Source organism: Burkholderia reimsis (assembly GCF_003294055.1).
GTDB classification, from domain to species: Bacteria; Pseudomonadota; Gammaproteobacteria; order Burkholderiales; family Burkholderiaceae; genus Burkholderia; species Burkholderia cepacia.
The window spans coordinates 117,615-141,614 of the sequence record NZ_QMFZ01000020.1; the positions used below are offsets into that span (position 1 = coordinate 117,615).

The 24,000-nt window shown below is 68.2% G+C and carries 23 protein-coding genes; 1 reads left to right on the plus strand and 22 read right to left on the minus strand.

The window, feature by feature from the left end:
• Positions 1–210: 210 nt before the first annotated feature.
• From DPV79_RS22735 to DPV79_RS22840, 22 genes are all read right to left on the minus strand, one after another.
• Positions 211–414, minus strand: a complete 204-nt coding sequence (locus DPV79_RS22735; RefSeq protein ID WP_006483056.1) for a cold-shock protein — start codon at positions 412–414, stop codon at positions 211–213.
• A gap of 290 nt (positions 415–704) precedes the next feature.
• Positions 705–1,784, minus strand: a complete 1,080-nt coding sequence (locus tag DPV79_RS22740; protein WP_113046531.1) for a 3-ketosteroid-9-alpha-monooxygenase, oxygenase component — start codon at positions 1,782–1,784, stop codon at positions 705–707.
• Positions 1,785–1,852: 68 nt separating this feature from the next.
• Positions 1,853–4,318 carry an efflux RND transporter permease subunit gene (locus DPV79_RS22745; RefSeq protein ID WP_113046532.1) on the minus strand — a complete coding sequence of 822 codons (2,466 nt, stop codon included), beginning with the start codon at positions 4,316–4,318 and terminating at the stop codon, positions 1,853–1,855.
• 64 nt (positions 4,319–4,382) lie between these two features.
• Positions 4,383–5,360 (minus strand): WD40/YVTN/BNR-like repeat-containing protein, encoded by a 978-nt coding sequence (locus DPV79_RS22750; RefSeq protein ID WP_059588894.1) that lies wholly within the window; start codon positions 5,358–5,360, stop codon positions 4,383–4,385.
• A 181-nt stretch (positions 5,361–5,541) separates the two neighbouring features.
• Positions 5,542–6,747 (minus strand): acetyl-CoA C-acyltransferase, encoded by a 1,206-nt coding sequence (locus tag DPV79_RS22755; RefSeq protein ID WP_059677289.1) that lies wholly within the window; start codon positions 6,745–6,747, stop codon positions 5,542–5,544.
• A gap of 17 nt (positions 6,748–6,764) precedes the next feature.
• A complete protein-coding gene (locus DPV79_RS22760) occupies positions 6,765–7,250 on the minus strand; it encodes a MaoC family dehydratase (RefSeq protein WP_027791722.1) in 486 nt (161 codons plus the stop codon).
• Positions 7,250–8,050 carry an SDR family oxidoreductase gene (locus tag DPV79_RS22765; RefSeq protein ID WP_113046534.1) on the minus strand — a complete coding sequence of 267 codons (801 nt, stop codon included), beginning with the start codon at positions 8,048–8,050 and terminating at the stop codon, positions 7,250–7,252. The genes DPV79_RS22760 and DPV79_RS22765 overlap by 1 nt, the downstream gene beginning before the upstream one ends.
• Positions 8,047–9,249 carry an acyl-CoA dehydrogenase family protein gene (locus DPV79_RS22770; protein WP_113046535.1) on the minus strand — a complete coding sequence of 401 codons (1,203 nt, stop codon included), beginning with the start codon at positions 9,247–9,249 and terminating at the stop codon, positions 8,047–8,049. The genes DPV79_RS22765 and DPV79_RS22770 overlap by 4 nt, the downstream gene beginning before the upstream one ends.
• Positions 9,246–10,577, minus strand: coding sequence for an acyl-CoA dehydrogenase family protein (locus tag DPV79_RS22775; RefSeq protein WP_113046537.1), 1,332 nt, complete (start codon positions 10,575–10,577; stop codon positions 9,246–9,248). The genes DPV79_RS22770 and DPV79_RS22775 overlap by 4 nt, the downstream gene beginning before the upstream one ends.
• Positions 10,578–10,579: 2 nt before the next feature.
• Entirely contained in the window at positions 10,580–11,458 is an 879-nt protein-coding gene (locus DPV79_RS22780; RefSeq protein WP_060277386.1) for an SDR family oxidoreductase, read from the minus strand.
• Between the two features lie 41 nt (positions 11,459–11,499).
• Positions 11,500–12,651, minus strand: a complete 1,152-nt coding sequence (locus DPV79_RS22785) for an acetyl-CoA C-acetyltransferase (RefSeq protein ID WP_113046539.1) — start codon at positions 12,649–12,651, stop codon at positions 11,500–11,502.
• Entirely contained in the window at positions 12,651–13,718 is a 1,068-nt protein-coding gene (locus DPV79_RS22790; protein WP_059588903.1) for an acyl-CoA dehydrogenase family protein, read from the minus strand. Before DPV79_RS22790 ends, DPV79_RS22785 begins: the two co-directional genes overlap by 1 nt.
• Positions 13,719–13,754: 36 nt before the next feature.
• Entirely contained in the window at positions 13,755–14,924 is a 1,170-nt protein-coding gene (locus DPV79_RS22795) for an acyl-CoA dehydrogenase family protein (protein ID WP_113046540.1), read from the minus strand.
• The gene (locus DPV79_RS22800; RefSeq protein WP_059683711.1) at positions 14,921–15,736 is read right to left on the minus strand and encodes an enoyl-CoA hydratase family protein; all 816 of its coding nucleotides are present in this window, start codon (positions 15,734–15,736) and stop codon (positions 14,921–14,923) included. Before DPV79_RS22800 ends, DPV79_RS22795 begins: the two co-directional genes overlap by 4 nt.
• 19 nt (positions 15,737–15,755) lie before the next feature.
• Positions 15,756–16,856, minus strand: a complete 1,101-nt coding sequence (locus DPV79_RS22805; protein WP_113046541.1) for an NAD(P)H-dependent flavin oxidoreductase — start codon at positions 16,854–16,856, stop codon at positions 15,756–15,758.
• A complete protein-coding gene (locus tag DPV79_RS22810) occupies positions 16,853–17,773 on the minus strand; it encodes an enoyl-CoA hydratase (RefSeq protein ID WP_048025084.1) in 921 nt (306 codons plus the stop codon). Before DPV79_RS22810 ends, DPV79_RS22805 begins: the two co-directional genes overlap by 4 nt.
• An 8-nt stretch (positions 17,774–17,781) precedes the next feature.
• Positions 17,782–18,579, minus strand: coding sequence for a CoA-transferase subunit beta (locus DPV79_RS22815; RefSeq protein WP_048025082.1), 798 nt, complete (start codon positions 18,577–18,579; stop codon positions 17,782–17,784).
• A 10-nt stretch (positions 18,580–18,589) separates the two neighbouring features.
• On the minus strand, positions 18,590–19,483 hold the full coding sequence (locus tag DPV79_RS22820) for a CoA transferase subunit A (protein ID WP_059683718.1): 894 nt from the start codon (positions 19,481–19,483) through the stop codon (positions 18,590–18,592).
• Between the two features lie 9 nt (positions 19,484–19,492).
• A complete protein-coding gene (locus DPV79_RS22825) occupies positions 19,493–20,389 on the minus strand; it encodes a VOC family protein (protein ID WP_113046543.1) in 897 nt (298 codons plus the stop codon).
• Between the two features lie 200 nt (positions 20,390–20,589).
• Positions 20,590–21,060 carry a type II toxin-antitoxin system VapC family toxin gene (locus DPV79_RS22830; RefSeq protein ID WP_175755016.1) on the minus strand — a complete coding sequence of 157 codons (471 nt, stop codon included), beginning with the start codon at positions 21,058–21,060 and terminating at the stop codon, positions 20,590–20,592.
• Entirely contained in the window at positions 20,993–21,229 is a 237-nt protein-coding gene (locus DPV79_RS22835) for a FitA-like ribbon-helix-helix domain-containing protein (RefSeq protein ID WP_021159426.1), read from the minus strand. The genes DPV79_RS22830 and DPV79_RS22835 overlap by 68 nt, the downstream gene beginning before the upstream one ends.
• Positions 21,230–21,624: 395 nt before the next feature.
• The gene (locus DPV79_RS22840) at positions 21,625–22,302 is read right to left on the minus strand and encodes a hypothetical protein (RefSeq protein WP_059487948.1); all 678 of its coding nucleotides are present in this window, start codon (positions 22,300–22,302) and stop codon (positions 21,625–21,627) included.
• A 781-nt stretch (positions 22,303–23,083) separates the two neighbouring features.
• Between DPV79_RS22840 and DPV79_RS22845 the strand changes: the two genes are divergently transcribed.
• Positions 23,084–23,749, plus strand: a complete 666-nt coding sequence (locus tag DPV79_RS22845) for a class I SAM-dependent methyltransferase (RefSeq protein WP_165843554.1) — start codon at positions 23,084–23,086, stop codon at positions 23,747–23,749.
• Positions 23,750–24,000 lie beyond the last annotated feature (251 nt).

The window sequence follows — 24,000 nt, forward strand, 5'->3', positions numbered from 1 at the left end:
TGCGCTGGCGAAGCGGCGGGCGCTTCGCGAGGGCGTTGCGTCGCACGCCGTACAGGCATGCGATGAGGGAGGCGACACGACCGATGCATCGTGAATGTCGCGATGCATCGGTCGTGCGCATCGGAAACGCGCCGGCTGCCGCCGAAGCGGCGCCGTGCGCGCCAATCCGTCCGACGGCGGCCACCGTTTGGCGGCCGCTGCCGATGCGGCTTACTGCGGCGTGATGTTCGACGCTTGCAGACCCTTCGGGCCGCGCTTCACTTCGAAGCTGACCTTCTGGCCTTCGGCCAGGGTCTTGAAGCCCGTGCCGCGAATTTCAGAGAAATGGGCGAACAGATCGTCGCCGCCGTTGTCCGGGGAGATGAAACCAAAGCCCTTGGTTTCGTTGAACCACTTGACGGTACCGGTATCCACAAATACTTCCTTAATACGAATAATTGAACATGCGCCCGCAACGGGCACAGAAAGACTCAAAAGAGGGAGAGACCAACGACCGCCGCACGGAGTGCGGCCAATGATGAGCAATCGAACTTCTTGAACACTTCGGCCATGGACACTACGCGGTAGCGGCCGTTTCGTCAAGTCATTTTGATGCGGCGCACAAGCACACCCGCCGCGTGCGCCTTGCGTGGCGGGTGTTGCCGGCCGACGGGACGCATTTCGATGCGCCCCCGCTTTCCGGCCGGCGGACGGCCCGCCGGTTCTTACCGCGGCTCGAACACGTGATGCAGCGCCGGCGGTGCATCGCCTTCGCGAATCCGCATCTCGAACGCCTTGCGCGCGACGCTCGTCGGCCGCACGTCCGCCACGTCCAGGTAGAACTGCGAATACCAGTCGCGCATCTGGTACAGCGGCCCGTCGCCCTCGCACAGCAGCGGGTTGTCGATCCGCGTCTTGCTGTGCCAGATGTCGACGTCCTCGTAGAACGCGCGCTGCGCTTCCTTCACGTACGCGTTCGCGATCTCCGTGTTCTGCTCGTCGGACAGCCCGGCCACCTTCTTCACGATCACGCCGTAGCGCAGCTCGAAGCTGTTCATGTCGATCGGGACGTGGCAGTTCAGCAGCACCGAGTGGATCGGCTGCCCGCCGCTCTGCCCCGTCATCTGCGTGATGTGCACGGCCGGCCCGAAATACGTCGACAGCGCGGTCAGGGCGTCGCCGCCGAGCTTCTCGCTGCGGCCGACCATCAGCTGCGTCGCCTTGTGGTCCTCGAACAGGTTCGCGAAATAGTCGATCGGCGCGCGGTGCACGGTCGCGAAGTGCGCGACGTCCGAGATGTTGTCGACCAGTTCGCGGCAGTTGGCCTGGATCACCATCTTGTCGACGACCCAGCCCGACCATTCGTCGGAGAAGCACACGTCGAGGCGCGGTATCGCGACTTCGGGCGGCGGTGCGTTGCCTTCCGGGTCGTTCCATACGAACAGCAGGTTGTTTTCCTCGCAGGTCGGCCATGCGCCGATGCGCGCCTTCGGCGGGATTCGCTTGCAGTACGGAATCGATGCGCACTGGCCTTCGCCGCTCCACGCCCAGCCGTGGAACGGGCACACGAGGTTGTCGCCCTGCACCGTGCCGAGGCTCAGGTCGGCGCCCATGTGCGGGCAGTACGCGTCGACGACGTTGACCTTGCCGGTCGAATCGGCGAACACGGCGAGCTTGCGGCCGAAGGCGTTCAGCGTGTGCGGCTTGCCGTCCTTGTAGTCGCGGGCGAGCCCGAGGCAGTGCCAGCCGCGCGCATAGCGCTGCGCGAGCGGCTGGGCTTCGATCTTGTAAGGGCGTGCGGACATGTGGGTTGACTCCTCTTGTGGACAACGCGCGGCGGCCGGCCGCGCGCAGGGGGAAATGGGGGCGCCGGTCAGCGCATCGGGTTGCCGGGTTCGAGCGCGGGCGACGGTTTCAGCGTTGCCGGAGCCGCCGGCGACGGCTCCGCATGCGCGTGCTGCACGCGGCGCTCGGCACGTTCGACGCCGAGCCACGCGGCGAGCGCGGGCAGCAGGAACACGGCGCCGAACAGGTTCACGAGGAACATGAACGCGAGCAGCACGCCCATGTCGACCTGGAACTTCAGCGCGGAAAACGCCCACGTGCCGACGCCGATGAACATCGTGACGGCCGTGAACAGCGCGGCCGTGCCGCGCTGGCGCATCGCGTCGGCGAACGCGTCCGGCAGCGTCGCGCCGGGGCGGAGGTCGTGCTGCAAGCGTTCGTACAGGTAGATCCCGTAGTCGACGCCCACGCCCACGCCGAGCGTGATCACCGGCAGCGTCGCGACCTTCAGCCCGATGCCGAGAAGCGCCATCACCGCATTGCACAGGATCGACACGAGCGTGAGCGGCACGATGATGCACAGCACCGCGCGCCACGAGCGGAACGTGACCGCGCAGAGCAGCGCGATCGCGCCGAAGATCGACAGCAGCATCGCGATCTCCGCGTCGCCGACCGCCTCGTTGGTCGCCGCCATCACGCCGACGTTGCCGCCCGCGAGCCGGAACGCGACGTTCGGCGTCGGGTTCTCGGCCGCGAAACGCCTGATCTCGTCGACGATGTGCGCGATGGTCGTGCCTTCGTGGTTCTTCGTGTAGATCAGGACCTGGATCGCCTTGCAGTTCGCGGTGTTCATCCCGTTGTCGGGGTCGAACGCGTTGGAGCCTTGCGTGAGCCCGTCGCTCGAGCGCGGCAACGCGGCCCAGCGCGGGTTGCCTTCGTTGAACGCGGCGATGAACACCTTGCCCTGCGACGACACGCTCGTCACCGACTGCACGCCGGCCACGCCGCGCATGTTCATCTCGAACTGCTCGATCGCGCTCATCACCGGGTAATGCAGGCACGCGTCGTCGAAGCCGGTCGTCTCGACGATCACCGAGAGCACGTCCACGCCGATGTTGTACTGGTGCGTGATCGCCGCGTTGTCGATGTTGTAGCGCGAGTTCGCGCGCAGCTCCGGCGCGCCGGTGCCGATGTCGCCGATCTCCAGCTTGCGCGACTCGAGCGTGCCGTACGCGAGCAGCGCCAGCGCCACCGCGAACACGCCGAGCGCGGGCGCCGGCCGCGCGAATACCGCGAAGCGCGACCATCTTCCGCTCCCGCCGGCCGCCGCCGTGCGCTGCGCGCGCGCCAGTGTGCCGCGTTCGAGGCGCGTGTACGACAGCAGGATCGGCAGGAACACCTTGTTGGTGACGATCATCAGCAGCACGCCGAGGCACGCGGTAATGCCGAGCTCGCGCACGATGTCGATCCTGATCCGCATGATGACCATGAAGCCGAGCGCGTTGGTCAGCAGCGCGACCGTGCCCGGCACGAACAGCTTGCGGAACGCGTCACGCGCGGCGTCGGCCGGCGACGCGCCGCGCACCAGCGCCTGCTTCCACGCGTTGGTCATCTGCACCGCGTGCGACACGCCGATCGAGAAGATCAGGAACGGCACGAGGATCGACATCGGGTCGATGCCGAGCCCGAGCAGCGGCAGCGCGCCGAGCAGCCACACGACCGGCAGCAGCGCGACGACGAGCGCCAGCACGGTGGTCTTCAGCGAGCGCGTGTAGGCAAACAGCAGCGCGGCCGTCACGAGGAATGCGAGCGCGAAGAACGCCATCACGCCCGCGATCCCGTTCTCGACGTCGCCCACCAGCTTCGCGAAACCGATGATGTTCACGTCGATGCCCTGCTTCGCATAACGCGCGCGGATGTCCTCGAGCTGGCGCGCGACCGCGCTGTAGTCGAGCCGCTTGCCGGTGGCCGGGTCGGTCTCGCGCAGTTCCGCGCGGATCAGCGCCGATTTCAGGTCGTTGCCGACGAGGCGGCCGATCTGCCCCGAACGCGCGACGTTGCGGCGCACCTTCGCGAGATCGTCCGGGTTCGCGCTCGAGAACTGGCCGGGCACGACCACGTCGCCGCGAAAGCCGGCCTCGGTCACTTCCGTGTAGTGGACGTTCGGCGTGAACAGCGAGAACACGCGCGAGCGGTTCACGCCGGGGATGAAGAAGACGTCGTCGGTCGCGTGGCGCAGTGCGTCCATGAACGTCTGGTTGTAGATGTCGCCGTCGCCCTTCCAGCGCAGGCTCACGAGGATCGTGTTCGCGCCGGGGAACGCACCCGCATAGCGCTCGAACACCTGCATGTACGGGTGCTGCATCGGGATCATCTTGTTGAAGCCCGGATCGAGCTTCAGGCGCGTGGCCGACAAGCCGAGCGCGAGCGTCACCGCGACACACAGCAGCATCAGCAGCTTGCGCCGGCGGATGATCGTGTCGGCGCAGCGCTCGACGAACGCGGCGAGACGCGACGCGGAAACGGCTTCAGGAGGACGTGACAGGTCGTTCATGGAATTCTCGGGTCGGGACGGACGATGCGAAACGAACGGAAGCTGGCGGTGCGGGCGGCCGGCGTCAGGACGGCGACGGCGTCGACGCAGGCGCGCCGGCCAGCGGCGCGACGCCGGCCTCGCCGCCGAGCAGCAGCGCGCCGTGGCCCATGTCGAGCACGGCCGCGAGGCTCTGCACGCCGCCGAGCTTGCGCACGTCGAAGGTCAGCCCGCCGTCGCGCGACGCGACGATCGCGCCGCCCTGGCCCACCAGCACGAGTTCGCCGTCGGCGAGCTGGGTCGCGCCGAAGTACGACACCGGCACGTGGCTGTCCACATGCGTCCAGGTCGCGCCGCGATCGGTGCTGCGCACCACGTTGCCGCGCATCCCGTATGCGACCCAGTCGCCGTTCGCGAGCATCAGCGCGCCGAACAACGAACCGGCGTACGGCGACGGCAGCTTGTCCCACGTGGCGCCGTTGTCGGTCGAGCGCAGCAGCGTGCCGCTCTCGCCCGCGACCAGCAGGTTGCCGTGGCCGTCGCCGACGATCGCGTTGAGGTGACGGTCGCCGGCCGGCGTCTTCAGCGGCTGCCACGTGAGGCCCGCGTCGTCCGAGCGCAGCAGCTGGCCGAAGCTGCCGGCCGCGAACAGCGGGCCGCCCGCCGCGCCCCACACGGACAGCAGCGGATCGGAATGCGCATGGTCGATGTGCACTTCACGCCAGTGCATGCCGGCGTCGTCGCTGCGGACGATCCGGCCGTCGTGGCCGACCGCGATCCCGAGCGTCGGCGTGATGAAACGCACCTGCGTGAGCGTCGATGCCTGGTCGGGCGTGACCGACGCCGGCCGCCAGCGGGCGCCCGAGTCGTCGCTCAGCAAGATCACGCCGCGTTCGCCGACCGCGACGATGCGCGCGCCGGCCCGGGCGAGCCCGTTGATCTGCAGCCGGTCCGCATGGATCGCGGTGACCGGGAACGCCGGCAGCGGGCGCGGCGAAAACGCGAACAGCGCGGCGCCGAGCACGAGCGCCGACATCGCGAGTCCGGGCAAGGTTCGTTTCATGGCTTGTCTCCTGTTTCTGCGTTCGACGGCCGTTGGCGCGTGCGCGCCGACGACCGTCGCCTGCAAGTCTCCGGGCCGCCGGTCATGGCCGCGGCCTCGAATCGTCGTTCGTGAATGGTTCGCCGCGTGTGCGGCGCGGCCCATCCGCGTACCGCTATGTCCGCTACGTGCGCTACGTGCGCTATGCGCCGACCTCGAACAGCGCGGCGGCACCCATCCCGCCGCCGATGCACATCGTCACGACCGCGTGCCGTATGCCGCGCCGCGCGCCTTCGAGCAGTGCGTGCATCGTCATCCGCGTACCCGACATCCCGAACGGATGGCCGAGCGCGATCGCACCGCCGTCGACGTTCAGCCGGTCGTCGGGAATGCCGAGCGTGTCGCGGCAGTACAGCGCCTGGCACGCGAACGCCTCGTTCAGCTCCCACAGCCCGATGTCGCCGACGGTCATGCCGAAGCGCGCCAGCAGCTTCGGAATCGCGAACACCGGGCCGATGCCCATCTCGTCGGGTTCGCAGCCGGCCACCGCGAGGCCGCGGAACGCGCCGAGCGGCGTCAGCCCGCGGCGTAGCGCCTCGCTGCGCGACATCACGACCACGGCCGCCGCGCCGTCCGACAGCTGCGACGCATTGCCGGCCGTCACGAACTCGCCCTGCTCCACGACCTTGCCGCCGCTCCACGACGGCTTCAGCCCCGCGAGCCGCTCGGCCGTCGTGTCGGCGCGCACGCCTTCGTCGCGCGCCGCACGCAGATCCTCGTGGCCGGCCGGGTTGCCTTCCTTGTCGAACAGCGCGCGCCGCACGTCGAGCGGCGCGATTTCCGCATCGAAGCGGCCGGCCGCCTGGGCGTCGGCCGTGCGCTGGTGGCTCTGCAGCGCGAATTCGTCCTGCGCCGCACGCGAGATCCCGTAGCGGCGCGACACGATCTCGGCCGTCTCCATCATCGCCATGTAGGCGGCCGGCTGGTGGTCGAGCACGGCCTGCGAACGCGCGCGATACGCGTTCTTGTGCTTGTTCTGCGTAAGCGAGATCGACTCGACGCCGCCCGCGACGACGATCCGCGCATCGCCCGCGCCGATGCTGCGCGCGGCGCTCGCGATCGACATCAGGCCCGACGAGCACATGCGGTCGATCGCCATGCCGGGCACCGACGCCGGCAGCCCGGCCGCCGCCGCCGACAGGCGGCCGATGTTGTAGCCCTGCGTGCCCTGCTGCGCGGCGCAGCCGATCAGCACGTCGTCGACGTCGGCCGGCGCGACGCCCGCGCGCTCGAGCGCGGTGCGCACCACGTGGCCGCCCAGCGCGGGCGCCTCGGTGTCGTTGAACATGCCGCGAAACGCCTTGCCGATCGGCGTGCGTGCGACGGAAACGATGACTGCGTCTTCCATGGGCTGGTTCTCTGAATCTAGAAGTAGTAACGGCTGATCGTGTCGGCCACGCAGCCGGGTTTCGCTTCGCCTTCGATCTCGACGGTCACGCGAATCCATGCCTGCACGCCGCCGTCGAGCGGCTCGACGCGCAGCAGCTCGCCGACGCCGCGCACGCGCGCGCCGACCTTCACCGGCGCGGGGAAACGGATCCTGTCGCAGCCGTAGTTGACGCCGAGCCGCGCGCCGTCGATGCGCACGATCTGCGGCAGGAAATGATTGACGAGCGACAGCGTCAGGTAGCCGTGCGCGATGCACGCGCCGAACGGGCCGTCCTTCGCGCGCACCGGGTCGACGTGCACCCACTGGTGATCGCCGGTCGCGTCGGCGAAGCCGTCGATGCGGATCTGGTCGATCGCGAGCCACGCGCTCGCGCCGAGCGTGTCGCCGACGGCCGCCGCGAGTTCGCCGGGATGCGCGAACACGCGGGGCGTCGCGCGCACGGGGTCGAGGGTCGTGCTCATCATGCGTGCTGGCTGCTGACCGACAGCACTTCGCCCGTCATGTACGACGCGTAATCGCTTGCAAGGAACACCATCACGTTCGCGACCTCCCAGACTTCGGCGGCGCGCCCGAAGGCTTCGCGCGACGCCAGTTGATTCAGCAGGTCGGCCGGGGCCGACTTCTTCAGAAAATCGTGCATCGCGATGCTCGGCGCGACCGCGTTGATGCGCACGCCGTAGGGCGACGCCTCGAGCGCCGCGCAGCGCGTGAGCGCCATCACGCCCGCCTTCGCCGCCGCGTAGTGCGCCTGTTCCGCCTGCGCGCGCCAGCCGAGCACCGATGCGTTGTTGACGATCGCGCCGCGGCCGCGGGCCTGCATGTGCGGCAGCATCGCGCGCATCATCCGGAACGTCCCGGTGAGGCTAATGTCGATCACCCGCGACCATTCGGCATCGTCCATATCGACGATGCGGGTCGACCCGCCGAGCCCCGCGTTGTTGATCAGCACGTCGACGCCGTCGAGCTTGTCCTGGGCCTCCGCGACCAGCGCCTGCACGTCGGCCTCCACCGCGACGTTGCACAGGCGGCCATAGACCTGTTGCAGCCCCGTTTCGGCACGCAGCGTCTGAACCGCCTGTTCGAGGCGCTTTTCGTGGATGTCGGAGATGAACAGCGCGCGGCAGCCTTCCTCCGCGCAGCGGCGCGCGGCCGCGAAGCCGATGCCGGCGCCGGCGGCGGCCGTGATCAGCACCGATTTGCCTGCGAGCAGCTGGTGGCCCGGCACGTAGGCCGGCGCTTTCTGGATCTGGGATTCGGTCATGCGGTGCCTCGTGGTTCCCTGGGCATGCCGAGCCCGCGCTCGGCCATGATGTTGAGCTGGATTTCGTTGGTACCCGCGTAGATCGTGTCCGCACGGGAGAACAGGAATACGCGCTGCAGATGGGTGAGCTTTTCGTCGGCCGGATCGATCACGTTCGCGCGGGGCCCGAGCGCATCCATCGCAAGCTGGCCGAGGTCGCGGTGCCAGTTCGACCAGAAATACTTGTAGATCAGTGCCTCGCGGCGCAGCGGCGCGGTGGCACCGCCATCGGCGTCGTCGGCGCCGGACAGCATGCGCAGCGCGTTGTAGCGCATCACGCGCAGCCCGGCCCACGCGCGGCCGATCCGCTGCCGCAGCACGGGGTCGCGGTCCGCGCCCGATTCGCGCGCGGCGTCGATCACCCATTCGAGTTCGCGGACGAACTGCATCTGCTGGCCGAGCGTCGACATCCCGCGTTCGAAGCCGAGCAGCGTCATCGCGATCCGCCAGCCGTCGCCGGGCGCGCCGACGAGGTCGCGTGCTTCCGCGCGCGCGCCGTCGAAGAACACCTCGTTGAATTCCGCGCCGCCGTTGAGCTGCCTGATCGGCCGGATCTCGATGCCCGGCTGGTCGAGCGGCATCAGCAGGAACGACAGCCCCTTGTTGCCCTTCGACGCGGGATCGGTGCGCGCAAGCACGAAGATCCAGTCGGAATCGTGTGCGAGCGACGTCCAGACCTTCTGGCCGTGGACGCGCCACGTACCGTCCGCATCCTGTTCGGCACGCGTGCGCACGTTGGCCAGGTCGGAACCCGCGCCCGGCTCCGAATAGCCCTGGCACCAGAACTGCGTGCCGGCAAGAATGCCGGGCAGGAAGCGCGCGCGCTGGTCGTCGGTGCCGCAGGCGACGAGCGTCGGCCCGAGCAGCCCTTCGCCGATGTGGCCCATCCTTCCCGGGCCTCCGGCGCGCGCGTATTCCTCGTGGAAGATCACCTGTTCGGCCACCGTGAAGCCGCGCCCGCCGGCGGCGGTCGGCCACCCGAGGCCGGTCCAGCCTCCTTGCGCGAGTTCCCGCTCCCATGCCTTGCGCAGGTCGGGAAACGCTTCCTCGTCGCCGGGGCCGCCGCGGTATTTCAGGCACGCGAATTCGCCGGTCAGGTGCGACTGCACCCAGTCGGCCACTTCGTGCCGCAATTGCTGTTCGCGCGTCTCGCTGTTCATTGAAGGGCTCCTGCGCGTGCGGCGGACGGACGGGATGCGGCTGCAGCCGGTGGCTCGAACGCTTCGCCACGCTGCGATGCGCCGCCTTCGATCGCATGGCATGCGATCCATTCGAGCAGTTGCGGCGTGCTGCCGAACTGCGCGCCCGACGCCTGCGCGCGCTTGAAGTAGAGATGCGGGTCGTATTCCCACGTAAAGCCGACGCCGCCGTGCAACTGGATCGCTTCCTGGGCGCAGAACGCGTACGCGTCGTTCGCGGCGGATTTCGCCGCGGCGATGTCGGCACGCAATGCGTTGCCCGGCGCCACGCTGCCGGCTTCCGCGTCCCATGCGTGCGCGGCGCCGAGCACGGCCGAGCGCGCCGATTCGATCAGCACCATCATCTGCGCGCAACGGTGCTTGACGGCCTGGAACGACGCGATCGCGCGGCCGAACTGCACGCGCTGGCTCGTGTAGTCGAGCGTCAGGTCGAGGCATTGCTGTGCGCCGCCGAGTTGTTCGGCGGCCAGCGCGAGCGCCGCGAACCATGCGGCGCGTTCGAGCACCTGCGCCGCGTCGCGGCCTGCAATCAGCGCGTCGCGGCTCACGCGCACGTCGTCGAGCGCAATTCGTGCGAGCGGCCTCGTCGCGTCGAGCGTGTCGAGCGGCGTCACCGCAACGCCGGCCGCGCCGGTGGTCATGTCGATCGCGAACAGGCCGACCGACTGCCCTTCGTTCGCGATCCGCGCCGGAACCAGCAGCAGGTCGGCGCGCGCACCGTCGAGCACTTGTGCTGCGACGCCGGACAATGCGAAGCCGGCCGCGGTTTCTTCCGCGATGAACGGAAGCGATCGCGCACTGGCCGGTTCGTCGAACGAGTCGCCGAAAGATGCGCCGAACGCATTGGCACCCGGCCGGCCATATGGCCCGCCGACCCGCGCGCCACCCGGCTCGCCGAAAAGCCAGTCGAACGGCAGCGCCAGCGTCGCGCTGCACGCGCCTTCGGCGATCTTCGCGAGCCAGCCGGTCGCCAGCGACGTGTCGCAGCCGCCCAGCGCGGTCGCCGCGAGGCACGCGGTCGAAAAATACGGCACGCACGCAATGCGCCGGCCCAGCTGTTCCATCAGCACCGCCTGCTCGACCACGCCGAGCCCGAGGCCGCCCGCGGCCTCCGGCAGCGCGAGCGCGTTCCAGCCGAGTTCGCCCGCCAATGCAGCCCACAGCGCATCGTCGCGGCCGGCCGATTGCTCGAGTGCGCGGCGCACGTCGGCGGACGCGCTGCGTTCGGCGAGCACGTCGGCGGCCGCGTCGCGGATCATCGCCTGTTCGTCGGTGAGCGCCAGATCCATGCTCAGCTCCCGTACACGCGCTGCGCGGGCCGCGCGTCGGCGAGCAGCCGCGCGACCGCCGGACCGACCTCGGCCGCCGCCCAGCGCGCGCCGCGGTCGACGCTCGGGCCCGTGCGCCAGCCTTCCGCGACCGCGATCATCCCGCCCGCGACCTCGAACACCTGGCCCGTCACGTCGGCCGACAGCGCGCTGCCGAGCCACACGACGAGCGGCGCGACGTTGGCCGGGTCGAAATAGTCGAAGCCGCCGTCCTCGGGCTTCTTCATCATGTCGGCGAACACGCCTTCGGTCATCGACGTGCGCGCGGCCGGCGCGAGCGCGTTCACGCGCACGCCGTAGCGCTGCAACTCGGCCGCCTGCATCAGCGTGAGCGCGGCAATGCCGGCCTTCGCCGCGCCGTAGTTCGACTGGCCGATCGAGCCTTGCAGGCCGGCGCCCGAACTCGTGTTGACGATCCGCGCGTCGACCGCGTGGCCGGCCTTCGCGGCATCGCGCCACACACGCGCCAGCACGCTCGACAGGCAGAAGTGGCCACGCAGATGCACGCGCATCACGTCGTCCCAGTCGGTTTCGGTCATGCTCGTGAACATCTTGTCGCGGCAGATGCCCGCGTTGTTGACGAGCACGTGCACATCGCCGAACGCTCCGCGGGCCGCGTCGACGATCCGCTGCGCCGTTTCGACGCGCGTGATGTCGTCCGCATTCGCAAGCGCGTTGCCGCCGCGTCGTGCGATCTCGTCGCACACGGCCTGCGCGGCCTCGTGCCGGATGTCGTTGACGACGACCGCCGCGCCTTCGGCCGCGAACGCGAGCGCATATTCGCGCCCGAGCCCGCCGCCCGCGCCGGTGATGATGACGGTGCGTCCGTTACAGATTCCCATGCTGGTGCCTCTTGGATCGTGAGATCGTGAAAGTGACGCGCTCACAGGCGCTCGATGATCGTGACGTTCGCGAGGCCGCCGCCTTCGCACATCGTCTGCAATCCGTAACGGCCGCCGGTGCGTTCCAGTTCGTGCAACAGCGTCGTCATCAGCCGCGCGCCGGTCGCGCCGAGCGGATGACCGAGCGCGATGCCGCCGCCGTTCGGGTTGGTCTTTTCATGCGGGAAACGGGTATCGGCCAGCCACGCCTGCGCGACCGACGCGAACGCCTCGTTCATCTCGACGACGTCGATCTGCGACCAGTCGAGCCCGCTCTTCTTCAACGCGGCCTTCGTCGCCGGGATCGGCGCGGTCAGCATCCACAGCGGATCGTCGCCCAGCACGCTCAGGTGATGGATGCGCGCGCGCGGCGTGAGGCCGTAGCGCTTCAACGCGTCCTCCGACACGATCAGCAGCGCGGCGGCCGCATCGCAGGTCTGGCTCGCGACGGCGGCCGTCAGCGAGCCGCCCGGTGTCAGCGGCTCGAGCGTCGCCATCTTTTCCAGCGACGTGTCGGGGCGCGGCGTCTCGTCGTGCAGTACGCCTTCGAGCGGCACGATTTCCCGCTTGAAATGGCCGGCCTCGATCGCGGCGACCGCACGGCGATGGCTTTCGAACGCATAGCGCTCCATCGCATCGCGCGACAGGTTCCAGTGATCGGCGATCCGCTGCGCGGCGACGAACTGCGACACCGGCGCATCGCCGAAGCGCGCGCGCCAGCCGGTGCTGCCCGAGAACGGGTCGTCGAAGCCGAGCGGGGCCGCGCAGGTCATCGCGGAAGAAATCGGGATCTGCGTCATCGTCTGCACGCCGCCCGCGACCACCACGTCCTGCACACCGCTCATCACGGCCTGTGCGGCGAAATGCACGGCCTGCTGCGACGAGCCGCACTGGCGGTCGACCGTCACGCCCGGCACCTGCAGCGGCAACCCGGCCGCGAGCCAGCAGGTGCGCGCGATGTTGCCCGCGAGCGGGCCGATCGTGTCGACGCAGCCGAACACCACGTCGTCGTATTCGTCGGCGGGGATCGCATTGCGCTCGACGAGCGTCTTCAGCACGAAGCCGCCGAGGTCGGCCGCATGCACGTGCGCGAGCCCGCCCTTGCGGCGGCCGGTCGGCGTGCGCAGCGCGTCGACGATATAGGCTTGTCTCATCAGTTGGATTCCTCGAGGTCGAAGGTCTGCGCGGGGCCGATCGGCAACGCGTCGCCGAGGATCGCGTCGGCCACGCGGGCCTTGTGGAATGCGCTGTCGCCCCAGCTGCCGGAGAGCGCCCAGATGCGCTTCATGAAGATCTGCAGGTCGAGCTCCCACGTGTAGCCGATCGCCCCGTGCACCTGCATCGAGTGACGCGCGGCGAGCTGCGCGGCCGACGTCGCCGCGAGCTTCGCGTGGGACACGAACACCGCGCGCTGCGGGTGATCGTCGGCGATCGCCTGCGCGGCGCGCGCGACCACCGGCCGCGCGAACTCGTAGCGGATCGCGACATCGGCAAGCAGATGCTTGAGCGCCTGGTACGACCCGATCGCCTTGCCGAACTGCTTGCGCTGCGCGCTGTAGTCGATCGCGACGTCGAGCACGCGCTGCGTGAGGCCGAGCAGTTGCGCGGCGACCGCGAACGCGCCGTGGTCGAGCGCACGGTCCAGCAGCGGCGCGGCTTCGTCCGCGCTTGCGATGCGCGTGGCCGCCGACGGCTCCCAGTCGAGCGTGAACAGCCGCCGCGACGGGTCGACGCTGTCCACCGCGCGCCACGCGCACTGCGCGGGATCGACGCGGTGCAGCTCGCCACGGTGCTCGCACAGGAGCGTCTGCGCGACGTGCACGTCGGCCGCATACGGGTTCGCCGGATGCACGAGCGCGACGCGCGCACGCCCTTCGGCGATGTCGCGCAGCAGCGCGTCGCGCCAGTCGCTCGCCGGCAGCCGCGCGAGCACGCCGGCCGAGACGAGCGCCGTGTCGAGCAGCGGCTCGGGGCTGCCGAAGTAACCGTAGGTCTGCGCGAGCAGCGCCCATTCCGCTTCGCTCAGGCCGAGGCCGCCGTGCGCCTCGGGCACCGACACAGCGGTCAGCCCCTGTGACGCGAACAGCGCCCACAGGTCGTCCGAACGCCCGGTCGGCGTGGCCCAGAGCTCGCGGATCAGCTCGGGCGTCATCTCGGTCATCAGCAGGCGCTTCACGCTGTCCGCGAGCGCTTCCTGGTCTTCATCGAATACGAAATCCATACGATGTCCGTTCAGTGAGGGGGGGCGCCGGCGCCGTCATGCGCGCGGCATGCCGAGCATCCGTTCGGCGACGATGTTGCGCTGGATCTCGTTGGTGCCCGCGTAGATCGTGCCGGCCTGCGCGAACAGGAAGCCGTCGAGCCAGTGGCCGAGCGTCGCGTGCTGCGCAGCCGTCTGCGGGACGACCTCGCCGTGCGCGCCGAGAATGTCGAGCGCGGTCTGGTGCATGCGCAGGTCGAGCTCCGACCAGAACACCTTGTTGGTGCTCGACTCCGCGCCGATATGGCCGCCCTTCAGCAACCGGCTCGCGGTCGCGTAGGTCGACAGCGCATACGCCTGCGCATCCATCCACGCCTGCACCACGCGCTCGCGCAGCGTCGGATCGCGATCCGCGCTGTCGCGGTGGGCGAGATACAGGTCGCGCAGCGCCTGCGCGGTGCGCTGGAAGCGCGCGGGCGAACGCAGCATCAGCCCGCGCTCGAAGCCGGCCGTCGCCATCGCGACCTGCCAGCCCGCGCCTTCGGCCGCGAGCCGGTTCTCGACCGGCACGCGCACGTCGTCGAAGAAGATTTCCGCGAAGCCCGTCTGCCCGTTCAGCTGGCGGATCGGCCGCACCGTGATGCCCGGCGCGGACAGCGGCACCATCAGGAACGTGAGCCCGTGGTGGCGTGACGATTCCGGGTCGCTGCGGAACAGCCCGAACAGCCAGTCGGCCCACACCGCGCGCGTCGACCAGATCTTCTGGCCGTTCAACACGTATTCGTCGCCGATCCGGGCGGCCGTCGTGCGGATCGCGGCCATGTCGGAACCTGCATTCGGCTCCGACCAGCCCTGCGCCCATACGTGCTCGCCGGCCGCCATCGCGGGCAGGAAACGCGCCTTCTGCTCCGCGGTGCCGAAATCCATCAGCGTCGGGCCGAGCAGGAAGATGCCGTTCTGGTTCACGCGCATCGGCGCGTCGGCACGCCAGTACTCTTCCTCGAAGATCAGCCACTCGATCAGGTCGCAGCCGCGCCCGCCCAGCTCGCGCGGCCACGTGACCATGCTCCAGCGGCCCGAGTGCAGCGTGCGCTCCCATTCGCGGTGCGCGGCGAAGCCTTCCTCGGTGTCGAAGCTCGGCAGCCGCTCGCGCGGCACGTGCGCGGCGAGCCATTCGCGGATCTCCGCGCGAAACGCCCGTTGCTGCGGCGTGTAGGTCAGGTTCATGCGCGTGCCTCCTCGACGGTGGCCTGCGCATCGAAACGCGCATCGCGCTTCTCGACGAACGCGGCGCGCGCTTCGGTCGAATCGTTCGTCATGTACGCCTGCAGCGTGAAGCCCTGCTCCCAGCGGTACTTGTCCTCGAGATCGCCGTCCTCGACGCCGTTCAGCGCCTCCTTCGCGAGCCGCACCATCGCCGGGCTCTTCTCCGCGATCTTGCGGGCGAGCGCGAGCGCCGCGTCGCGCAGCGTGTCGCGCGTCACGACCTGCTCGACCGCACCGAGCCGGTATGCTTCGGCCGCGTCGATCATCTCGCCGGTGAAGTACATCGCGCGCACCTTCTGCACGCCGAACAGCCGCTGCAGGTGCGCGCCGCCGCCCATCGCGCCACGGTCGATCTCGGGCACGCCGAAGCGCGCGCAGTCGGCCGCGACGACGATGTCCGCCGCGCCGCAGATGCCGATCCCGCCGCCGAGCACGAAACCGTGCACGGCCGCGATCACCGGCTTCGGGTTGCGGTGCACCGCGCGGAACGTCTCGTAATTGCCCGCGTTGACCGCCACGATCCGCTCCGGATGCGCGGCCAGCTCCTTGATGTCGACGCCCGCGCAGAAGCCGCGCCCCTCGCCGCGCACGACGATCACGCGGACCTCGTCGTCCTCGCCGAGCGCATCGAGCGCGCGGGAGAGCGCATGCCAGCCCTGCGCGTCGAGCGCGTTCACGGGTGGATGGGCGATCACCAGCTCGGCGATGCCGTCGGCGCGATCGATCCGGAACGGCATCGCGCCGGCCGGTTGGTTGGATCCTGTCATCTCCATTGCCTCCCTGTGATGTTGTTCATGCGGCCTGCGCTGCCGCCGTGCCGCGCAGCGCGGCCAGTGCGTCGAGTCGCTCGCCGGCTTCCGCGACGATCCGTGCGATCAGCGCGTCGCACGGTTCGATCGCGCCGATCATCGCGGCCGCCTGGCCGCTCGGCAGCACGCCTTCATCGGGGCGGCCCTCGACGATCGCGCGCTGGATCAGGAACGGCGCGTTCGCCGCCATCAGCGTCTGGCTCGCCGTGTAGTCGTGCGAGCGCAGCGCCTTGATCGCGAAACCGAGCATGTCGCCCGTGCTCAGGCCGTTCTGGCGGCGCCATGCGTCCGCCGTCTTCAGCGCGAACAGCGTGCGGCGCAGCGGGCCGAAGCGCTCGAGCTTCAGCAGGTACGGGTTGTCGATCATCCGTTGCGGCAGCCCGTCGAGCGCATCCGACACGCGGATGCGCGCCGGGTCGCCGACCGCGACGTAGCGTTCGAGCGTCTCGCGCGGCACCGGCGATTCGGCGCTCATCAGGAAGCGCGTGCCCATCGCGATGCCGGCCGCCCCGTACGCGAGCGCGGCAGCCAGCCCGCGCCCGTCGAAGAACCCGCCGGCCGCGACCACCGGCACCCGCACCGCGTCGAGCACCTTCGGCAGCAGCAGCGTGGTCGGCACCGAGCCCGTGTGGCCGCCGCCTTCCGCGCCCTGCACCGTCACGATGTCCGCGCCGAGCTCGACCGCCTTCACCGCATGCTTCGGTGCGCCGACGGTCGGCATGCAGACGATGCCGGCGTCCTTGAAGCGGCGGATCGTCTTTGCATCCGGCCCGCGGCCGTAGCTCACCGCGCGCAGCCGGTGCCGAATGGCCAGCTCGACGACCTGCTGCGCGTTCTTCTGGAACATGTGGAAATTGATGCCGAACGGCTTGTCCGTGAGCGACTTCACTTTCAGGATCTCGGCCTCGACCTGCTCGGGTTCGAGCGTCGCGCCGGCCAGGAAGCCGAAGCCGCCGGCGTTGGCGGTCGCCGCGACGAGCCGCGCGTCGGCCACCCAGCCCATCGCGGTCTGCACGATCGGATAACGGCAGCCGAGCAGCTCGCACAAAGGCGTGTGCAGCGGGCTTTGAAGCGTCGTACTCATGCGGCCGCTCCGTTGACGGCGACCGGTGCGGACGCGTCGCCGCGATCAACGCCGTTCGGCTGACGCTGCGAACTGGCCATGCTGCGCGCGTCGTAGCCGCCGAGACGGTCGCCGCTCACGAGCTCGTTGTGCGCATGCGCGAAGTGATGCCACGCGAACGCCGCATCCATCGCCGCGCGCTTGCCCTGCAGTTCCTCGACGTGATTCAGTGCCTGCTTGGTCAGCGCGAGCCCGAGGCGCGGCATCGTCGCGACCTTCGCGGCGATCGCATAGGTCGCGTCGTGCAGCCGTTCGCGCGGCACGACGCGGTTGACCATCCCCATCTGGTACGCACGCTCGGCCGGCATCCGTTCGCCGAGGAACAGGAATTCCTTCGCGATGCGCGGGTTCAGTTCGTACGCATGCGCGAAATACTCGACGCCCGGAATCCCCATCCGCACGACCGGATCGGCAAAAAACGCATCCTCGGACGCGACGATCAGGTCGCACACCCACGCGAGCATCAGCCCGCCCGCGATGCATGCGCCCTGCACCATCGCGATCGTCGGCTTCGGCAGGTCGCGCCAGCGCCGGCACATCCCGAGGTAGACCTCCTGCTCGCGTGCATAGAGGAATTCGCCGCCGTCCTTGTCGACGTGGTCGTACCACAGCGATGCGCGATCGAACGACTCGTGGATGTCGCGGCCCGGCGTGCCGATATCGTGGCCCGCCGAGAAATGCTTGCCGGCGCCCGCGAGCACGATCGCCTTCACCGCGTCGTCGTGCGCCGCGCGCCGGAACGCCGCGTCGAGCGCATACGTCATCTTCGAGTTCTGCGCGTTGTGATACTCGGGGCGGTTCATCGTGATCGTCGCGATGCCGCCGTCGACCGCGTAGTCGACGACACCGTCGCCGAACGTCATCTGGGTCGCTTCCATGTGGGACCTCATCCCCGGCGCGGCGCCGGATTGTTGCGCACGATCGTCGCGCGCAGGTTGTGCGGATCGAGCGCGCGCACGATGCGCAGGTCTTCCGCGTTCGGCGCGGCCGTCGTGCCGAGCTCCGGATGCGCGATCAACGGGAAGCCCGTCGCGTCCTGCACCTCGTCGAAGCTCACGCCCGGGTGCAGCGAGCGCACGCGGATCGCGTGGTCGGGGCCGCCGAAATCCATCACGCACAGGTCGGTGACGATGCTGCGCAGGTCGACGAAGGTTTTCATCCCGGGCAGCCGGCGCGCCGGGTTGTGGCCGACGGTGCACACCATGTCGACTTCGCCTTCGACGAACGTGCGCTTGCCGTGGCCGCTGACGAAGAACGAGTTCGCGTGGTTCGTCGTGTTGCCGGGGAAGCCGCGCGCGCCGAGCAGCTGGGTTTTCGGGCGCGCGTAGTCGTCGCCGAGCCACGAGATGTTGGCCTGGCCGAAACGGTCGATCTGCGTCGGCATCACGAGCGCATGGCGGCGGCCGTGCCACAGGCAGTCGAACACGCGTTCGTAGGTCATCCAGCCGCTCGCCTTCACGCGGTAGCCGTCGGGGCGCGGGCCGAGCGGCACCGGCTCCTCGACGAGATACGCTTCGCCGTCGGTCAGCATCAGCCCGTTGTTGTACGCAAGCCGCGCGAGGCCGGCCGCGAGCCGCGGGCCCGTGCCGATGCCGGTCGCCAGCACTTCGCCGTCGTCGCGCCAGAGTCGCGCGGACGCGACGATCATCAGTTCCGCGAGGGAATGGTCGAGAGATTCGCTCACAGGCGCTCCTTTACAGAATCGGCAACGGCAGCGTCGTCACGTGCGACAGCCCGCCGACGCCTTCGAGGTACTGGCGTTCGTCCTGGCCGACCACGTCGCGCAGGTACGCCGCCGTCTTCGCATCGTCTTCCGCGCTGGCGCAGTACGCGCGCAGGTGCGGCAGGTCCCAGCCGTAGGCCGGCCCGCACGACGTCGGGTGTGCGCCGCCCGGCGCGTGCACGACGCCGGTGACGAGCGAGCGCTCGAACGGATTGCGTTTCGCTGCGTCGAGGTCTTCGCTCGCGAGCGACGCGTCGACCGTTTCCGCCGACACGTAACAACGCTGCGCGGCACGTGCCATCCACGCGTCGAAGAACGGATCGGGGCCGTCGATACGCGTGTTGCCCATCCGGTCGGCCGCGTTCACGTGCAGCAGCGCGACGTCGAGATCGATCGCCGGCATCGCGAGCAGCGTTTCGCCGTCGTCGTAAGGCGACTGCACCGTGCGCAGTTGCGGCGCGTGATCGAGCAGCGCGGTGCCGAGCCCGGCACGCGTCGGCAGGAACGGCAGCCGGGCGGCGGCCGCGCGCAGGCCGAGCTGCAGCATCCCTTCGTCGAGTTCCAGCACGTCGATGCGGCCCTGTTCACGCGCACGGCGGAATTGCGGTTCGAGCGGGATCACGTCGAGCGACACGAAGCCGAACACCACCTTGCGTACCTTGCCGGCCGCGCACAGCAGCCCGACATCGGCGCCGCCGTACGCGACGATCGTCAGGTCCTTCAGGTTCGAGCGCGCGATTTCGCGCACCAGCGCCATCGGCTTGCGCCGCGGCCCCCATCCGCCGATGCCGATCGTCATGCCGTCGGCGAGTTGCGCGACCACGTCGCGCGCGGACATCGTCTTGTCGAGAGGTTTCATCGTCATCGTGCTGGCTTACCGGTATCCGATGCTGAAATCGTGGCCCCACTGGCTCACCTTGGTGGCCTCGAACACCGCGTGCTTCGACCAGTCGACCGTGAGGCCGCCGAAGCCGTATTCGAGATCGAAGCCGCCGGGGGTCTTCATGTAGAAAGAGATCATCTGGTCGTTGCAGTGACGCCCGAGCGTCGCGGACATCTTCACGTCGTGCGCGGCGACGCGGTCGAGCGCGCGGCCCACTTCGTCCATCGAGTCGACTTCGGCCATCACGTGCACGCAGCCCGACGGCACGGCCATCTCGAACAGCGCGAGGCTGTGATGGCGCGCGTTGCGGCAGTGCATGAAGTGGATGCGCTTTTCGGGTTCGGCGGGATCGGGAGTGAATTTCACGCGATAGATGTCGGACAGCTCGAAGCCGAGCACGCCGCGCACGAACGCGTCGGTCGCGTCGAACTGCGGCGCGGGCAGCACCGCGTGGCCGAGCCCCATGTCGCCGGTGACGAAGTGCGCAACACCCAGCGGCGACACGAAACGGCGGAAATCGCAGCGCGCGCCCCAGTACAGCTCGTGGCGGTTGCCGGACGGGTCAGTGCACCACGCCATCGCCTGCACGTGGCGCAGCGCGGCTTCGGCGGGCGTCGCGCGGATCGGCTCGACGCCTGCCCGCTGCAGCACCGCAAGCGCGGCGTCGAACGCGGCGCCGTCGGGCAGTTCCCAGCCCGACGCGAAATAGCGGTCGGTCGAGCCGGGGACGATCACGTAACGGAAATCGCGCTCGTCCATCTTCAGGTACAACGCACCGTCGGGCGCGTCGAGCGCCTGCATGCCCAGCACGTCTTCCGCGTAGCGGCGCCACGCATCGACGCGCGTCGCCTCGACGACGACATAGCCAAGCGCACGGACATCGATCATGTCGGCCTCCTCCTGGTTCAGAATCCGTTGTTCGTGAAAGGATTCTGGCCGGTCGGGGGTGGTGTTACATCGTCTGTTGGGACGAGAGGCGGCGGGGAATCGGAGCGGCGCGGACGCGCGCGGCAGCCCGGCGGAACGGGCCATGCCTGCGGAAGGAGAACGGGGAGCCGGTACAGGTTGCCGCGACGCGGCAACCCGGATCAGTCGAACGGGTTCAGCAACCTGACGCCGGTGCGGGCGAAATCCGCGACGTTGCGCGTAACCACGGTGAGATCGTTGATCAGCGCGGTGGCCGCGATCAGCTTGTCGAGTTCGTGCGTCGGATCGGGCACGCGCAAATGCCCCCACGTCTGGCTGATCTCGATGTCGACCGGCAGGATGTTCGGTGCATAGCCGGCCAGGATGGTTGCCACCCAGGCCTCGAGCGCCGACGCCTGGGGGTGATCGCCGCGATGACGGATCAGGTCGACGCCGCGGCGAAGTTCAGCAACTGTCACGACGGACAGGTAAAGCGGGCTGGCGTCCGCCGCGGCCTGCCTGAAGAACGCCCGCACGCCACGGTTGGTTCGCTTGCCCTTCCTGATTTCACTGATGACGTTGGTATCAATCAAATACACGCCTGGCCTCGCCGGAATCCTGAATACGTTGAAAATCCGCGTCTTCGCCGACATCGGGCATGCTCATCAGCACTTGCGCAAATGTCTTTCGCTTCGGCCTGCCGAGCGCATCGGCCAGAATGGCCCGATGTTCGGCCTCGGCACTCCGGCCATTTGCCGCAGCCCGCTCACGCAGGCTCTGAACGATATTGTCATCCACGTTACGTACCAGTAGATTTGCCATGGTTCCCTCCATCCAGATTGATATCAATGATAGCGCCATGACCGGGAATTGCAATCATTGCTATCATCGCCAGCAACGGAAGGAGGACGGTGGTCGGCGTCAGCGAACGGCAACGGGCCGCATGAACCCTTCGGCATGCGCCGCTCGCCCGACACGTCGAACTGCTGTTTGAAAGGTAAGCCGGATCGGAACGGCGGGAAAGACGGCCGATCGGCTATTCACGGATGAACGGCCAGCGCGGGCGCGCGCCGATCGATGCGGGACGGCTGCATTCACCGACTCCGCGCGCGGTGCTCGCGAGGGTCGCCGGCCCTCGCGTGCCGACATCCGTTGGCCCGGCCTGATCGGCGATGCCGGCCATTCCCCGCCCGGCACACGCAACGACGCCCCGCCGCTCAGAACCGATACGAAATGCCGATCTGCAACACCGGATACCACCGGTAGCGCGACATCACCTGCCGCAGGGAATCCAGCCCGCTCGCGGCCAGGATCTGGCTCTTCGCGGGCCCGGCCGCGGCCGCCAGTTCCGGCGACAGCGTGTACGAGCATTTCGGTATCCCGTACGCAACGCCGAGATCGGCGACGAATCCCAGCCCTTTCGACGCCGGCCGGTGCCCGTAGCCGATCCCGAAGTACGGCATCACGGTCGGATAGCGCGCTTCCGCGACCGCGTACATCCCCGGCATCGCCGGATAACGCTTGCCGCCGAACACATAAGTGCCATTGGTCGGCACCGATACGCCGCGAAGCTCGTCGTCGTTGAAGCGTAGCCCGAGCGTCGCGCGGAAGCCGCTGCCTCGCCACGGAAAGATGTCTGCGTACAAGCCGCCCTGGCGCAGCTTCAGGTCGTCCTGGTAGCGATTGCCGGCCACCGTGAAGTCATGCGAAAGATCGATCGCATTGAAATCCGCATGCGCACCTAGCATCGAATTGAAGCTCACGGCCGCGCCGATGCCGACGCCCTGCGTGCCGCCCTGCAGGTAGATTTCCTGCGCATGCGCACTCGCGGCGAACACCACCGCGACGAATGCCCATTGGTTCACTGTCGTTTTCACGGGCGCCTCCCCCGACATGTGCCGGGCGCGCCTCGCCAACGCATGCGGCCTGCGTCGCCATGCGTGATGCGAACCCCGGCACGACACCTTGCAAGCACGCTTGCTGTTCGACGGATCGGGAACACGTTGCCCATGCGCATGACCGATACGACATGCGCGGCAGGTACGCCGCGACAGGCGGCCCCCGCGGCCCGATCCGATTCCCCGTTTGTTTCGATGTCGTTGCATGCCGCCGACGCGTTCGTCGTTCTCGCGAAATTCGTTTGCGCCAGCGGCACCGGGTCAACCGCAAGGCACGTGCCATGCGGCGCAAATCGAAGCGGGACAAGGGTCACCGCAAAACACGGAAGCTCACGCCGGTTGTAATCGGAGGAAATGTTTCAGGAACGCATCCTTATTCGGCAGACGATGCCGGAGCGTGCGATCCGGCGTGTCGCTCATCGATGCCGCAACGCTCGTTGGTCAAGGCTGGACAGCCCTCAGCAGGTGTGAGTCGTCGTTGCAGTCAATCGTTTGTGGCGAAATGTATTGAATAAAGCGTTGCAAAGAAGTGACCTCGAGCCTTGGCACACGATGCAGATGCGTAATCGTCCGCGACGAGGCAGGGTGAATACGGATGCTCGCGCGTGCTGACTCCCGGGGTCACGCGAAAGGACCAGTGCGCGAATCGCAGTCCGATCGGTACGCAGCGCGAAATCGAAACGCGGTACGGATTGTTGCGATGCCTGAAATTTCAGCGTCCGGGACAACTTGCAATCGGATGATAGAATCGTCCGTCCATACCCTCTGGGCGGACACAATGCGAAAAATGCAGTGGTCTAGCGGAATCGATAACGAAATCGAATTCTGGTCAAAGTGGTTGGAGACGAAGGGTGGTGCATGGCCGGAAGACTTTCAGTTCCGTATCAACCCCGATACCGAAATACACGAATGGATCGCCGAGCTTCTGAGCGGCATCCGGAACCCGAAGATCCTCGACGTAGGCGCCGGCCCGATGACGGTGCTTGGCAAGAAAATGAACGGCATACCGCTGAATATCACCGCGGTCGACGCGCTGGGCGACCTGTACAGCCGCCTGAACTTCCCCCCCGGGCTCCCTCTTATCAAAACCCGGCAGTGTGAAAGCGAATGCCTGACCTCGATGTTTCCGGAAAACACGTTCGACCTGACATATGCGAAGAACACGCTCGACCATAGCTACAATCCAGTCGAAGCCTTTCTGCAGATGATCGCCGTGACTAAACCCGGTGGCTACATTGCGACGGAGCACGCAGCGAACGAAGCGTTGGCCGAGAATTGGGAGGGGTTTCATCAATGGAACTTCCATGTTGAGGGCCGCGAATTCAAGATTTCGAATCGAAACGAGACCTTCAGTATCCATCGCGAGATAGAAGGTTTGGCAATGATCGAGACACTCTCGCCCGATCACGCCGCCTTTATCGGCTGCGTGATGCGCAAGCTCTGATCCACAATGCGAGTGCGGCCGGGCGTGTCGGGCACAATTTCAGATCGATTCGCGACGTCACATCACGATCGTGTGTCCACCGACGCGCCCCATCAATCAAAGTCATGGCGCACCGATTGCGATGAGAAATCGTTATCGATCCCCGGCCAACATCGGCAACATTTCCCGATAGACAACCCCTCATTTGAGTCCGGAAATGAAAGCACGTGCCCCCTGCTTCGCCGTGCGTCCATAGCCCCCCAAAATACGCC

Bases quoted from the DNA above. Each gene is read 5' to 3' on its own strand.
- DPV79_RS22765 (WP_113046534.1), bottom strand. From the start codon at position 8,050: ATGACCGAATCCCAGATCCAGAAAGCGCCGGCCTACGTGCCGGGCCAC.
- DPV79_RS22825 (WP_113046543.1), bottom strand. From the start codon at position 20,389: ATGATCGATGTCCGTGCGCTTGGCTATGTCGTCGTCGAGGCGACGCGC.
- DPV79_RS22740 (WP_113046531.1), bottom strand. From the start codon at position 1,784: ATGTCCGCACGCCCTTACAAGATCGAAGCCCAGCCGCTCGCGCAGCGC.
- DPV79_RS22755 (WP_059677289.1), bottom strand. From the start codon at position 6,747: ATGGAAGACGCAGTCATCGTTTCCGTCGCACGCACGCCGATCGGCAAG.
- DPV79_RS22820 (WP_059683718.1), bottom strand. From the start codon at position 19,483: ATGACGATGAAACCTCTCGACAAGACGATGTCCGCGCGCGACGTGGTC.
- DPV79_RS22800 (WP_059683711.1), bottom strand. From the start codon at position 15,736: ATGGAGATGACAGGATCCAACCAACCGGCCGGCGCGATGCCGTTCCGG.
- DPV79_RS22770 (WP_113046535.1), bottom strand. From the start codon at position 9,249: ATGAACAGCGAGACGCGCGAACAGCAATTGCGGCACGAAGTGGCCGAC.
- DPV79_RS22840 (WP_059487948.1), bottom strand. From the start codon at position 22,302: ATGTCGGGGGAGGCGCCCGTGAAAACGACAGTGAACCAATGGGCATTC.
- DPV79_RS22810 (WP_048025084.1), bottom strand. From the start codon at position 17,773: ATGGAAGCGACCCAGATGACGTTCGGCGACGGTGTCGTCGACTACGCG.
- DPV79_RS22795 (WP_113046540.1), bottom strand. From the start codon at position 14,924: ATGAACCTGACCTACACGCCGCAGCAACGGGCGTTTCGCGCGGAGATC.
- DPV79_RS22775 (WP_113046537.1), bottom strand. From the start codon at position 10,577: ATGGATCTGGCGCTCACCGACGAACAGGCGATGATCCGCGACGCGGCC.
- DPV79_RS22745 (WP_113046532.1), bottom strand. From the start codon at position 4,318: ATGAACGACCTGTCACGTCCTCCTGAAGCCGTTTCCGCGTCGCGTCTC.
- DPV79_RS22785 (WP_113046539.1), bottom strand. From the start codon at position 12,651: ATGAGACAAGCCTATATCGTCGACGCGCTGCGCACGCCGACCGGCCGC.
- DPV79_RS22760 (WP_027791722.1), bottom strand. From the start codon at position 7,250: ATGAGCACGACCCTCGACCCCGTGCGCGCGACGCCCCGCGTGTTCGCG.
- DPV79_RS22750 (WP_059588894.1), bottom strand. From the start codon at position 5,360: ATGAAACGAACCTTGCCCGGACTCGCGATGTCGGCGCTCGTGCTCGGC.
- DPV79_RS22790 (WP_059588903.1), bottom strand. From the start codon at position 13,718: ATGGATTTCGTATTCGATGAAGACCAGGAAGCGCTCGCGGACAGCGTG.
- DPV79_RS22845 (WP_165843554.1), top strand. From the start codon at position 23,084: ATGCGAAAAATGCAGTGGTCTAGCGGAATCGATAACGAAATCGAATTC.
- DPV79_RS22780 (WP_060277386.1), bottom strand. From the start codon at position 11,458: ATGGGAATCTGTAACGGACGCACCGTCATCATCACCGGCGCGGGCGGC.
- DPV79_RS22805 (WP_113046541.1), bottom strand. From the start codon at position 16,856: ATGAGTACGACGCTTCAAAGCCCGCTGCACACGCCTTTGTGCGAGCTG.
- DPV79_RS22835 (WP_021159426.1), bottom strand. From the start codon at position 21,229: ATGGCAAATCTACTGGTACGTAACGTGGATGACAATATCGTTCAGAGC.
- DPV79_RS22830 (WP_175755016.1), bottom strand. From the start codon at position 21,060: ATGTCGGCGAAGACGCGGATTTTCAACGTATTCAGGATTCCGGCGAGG.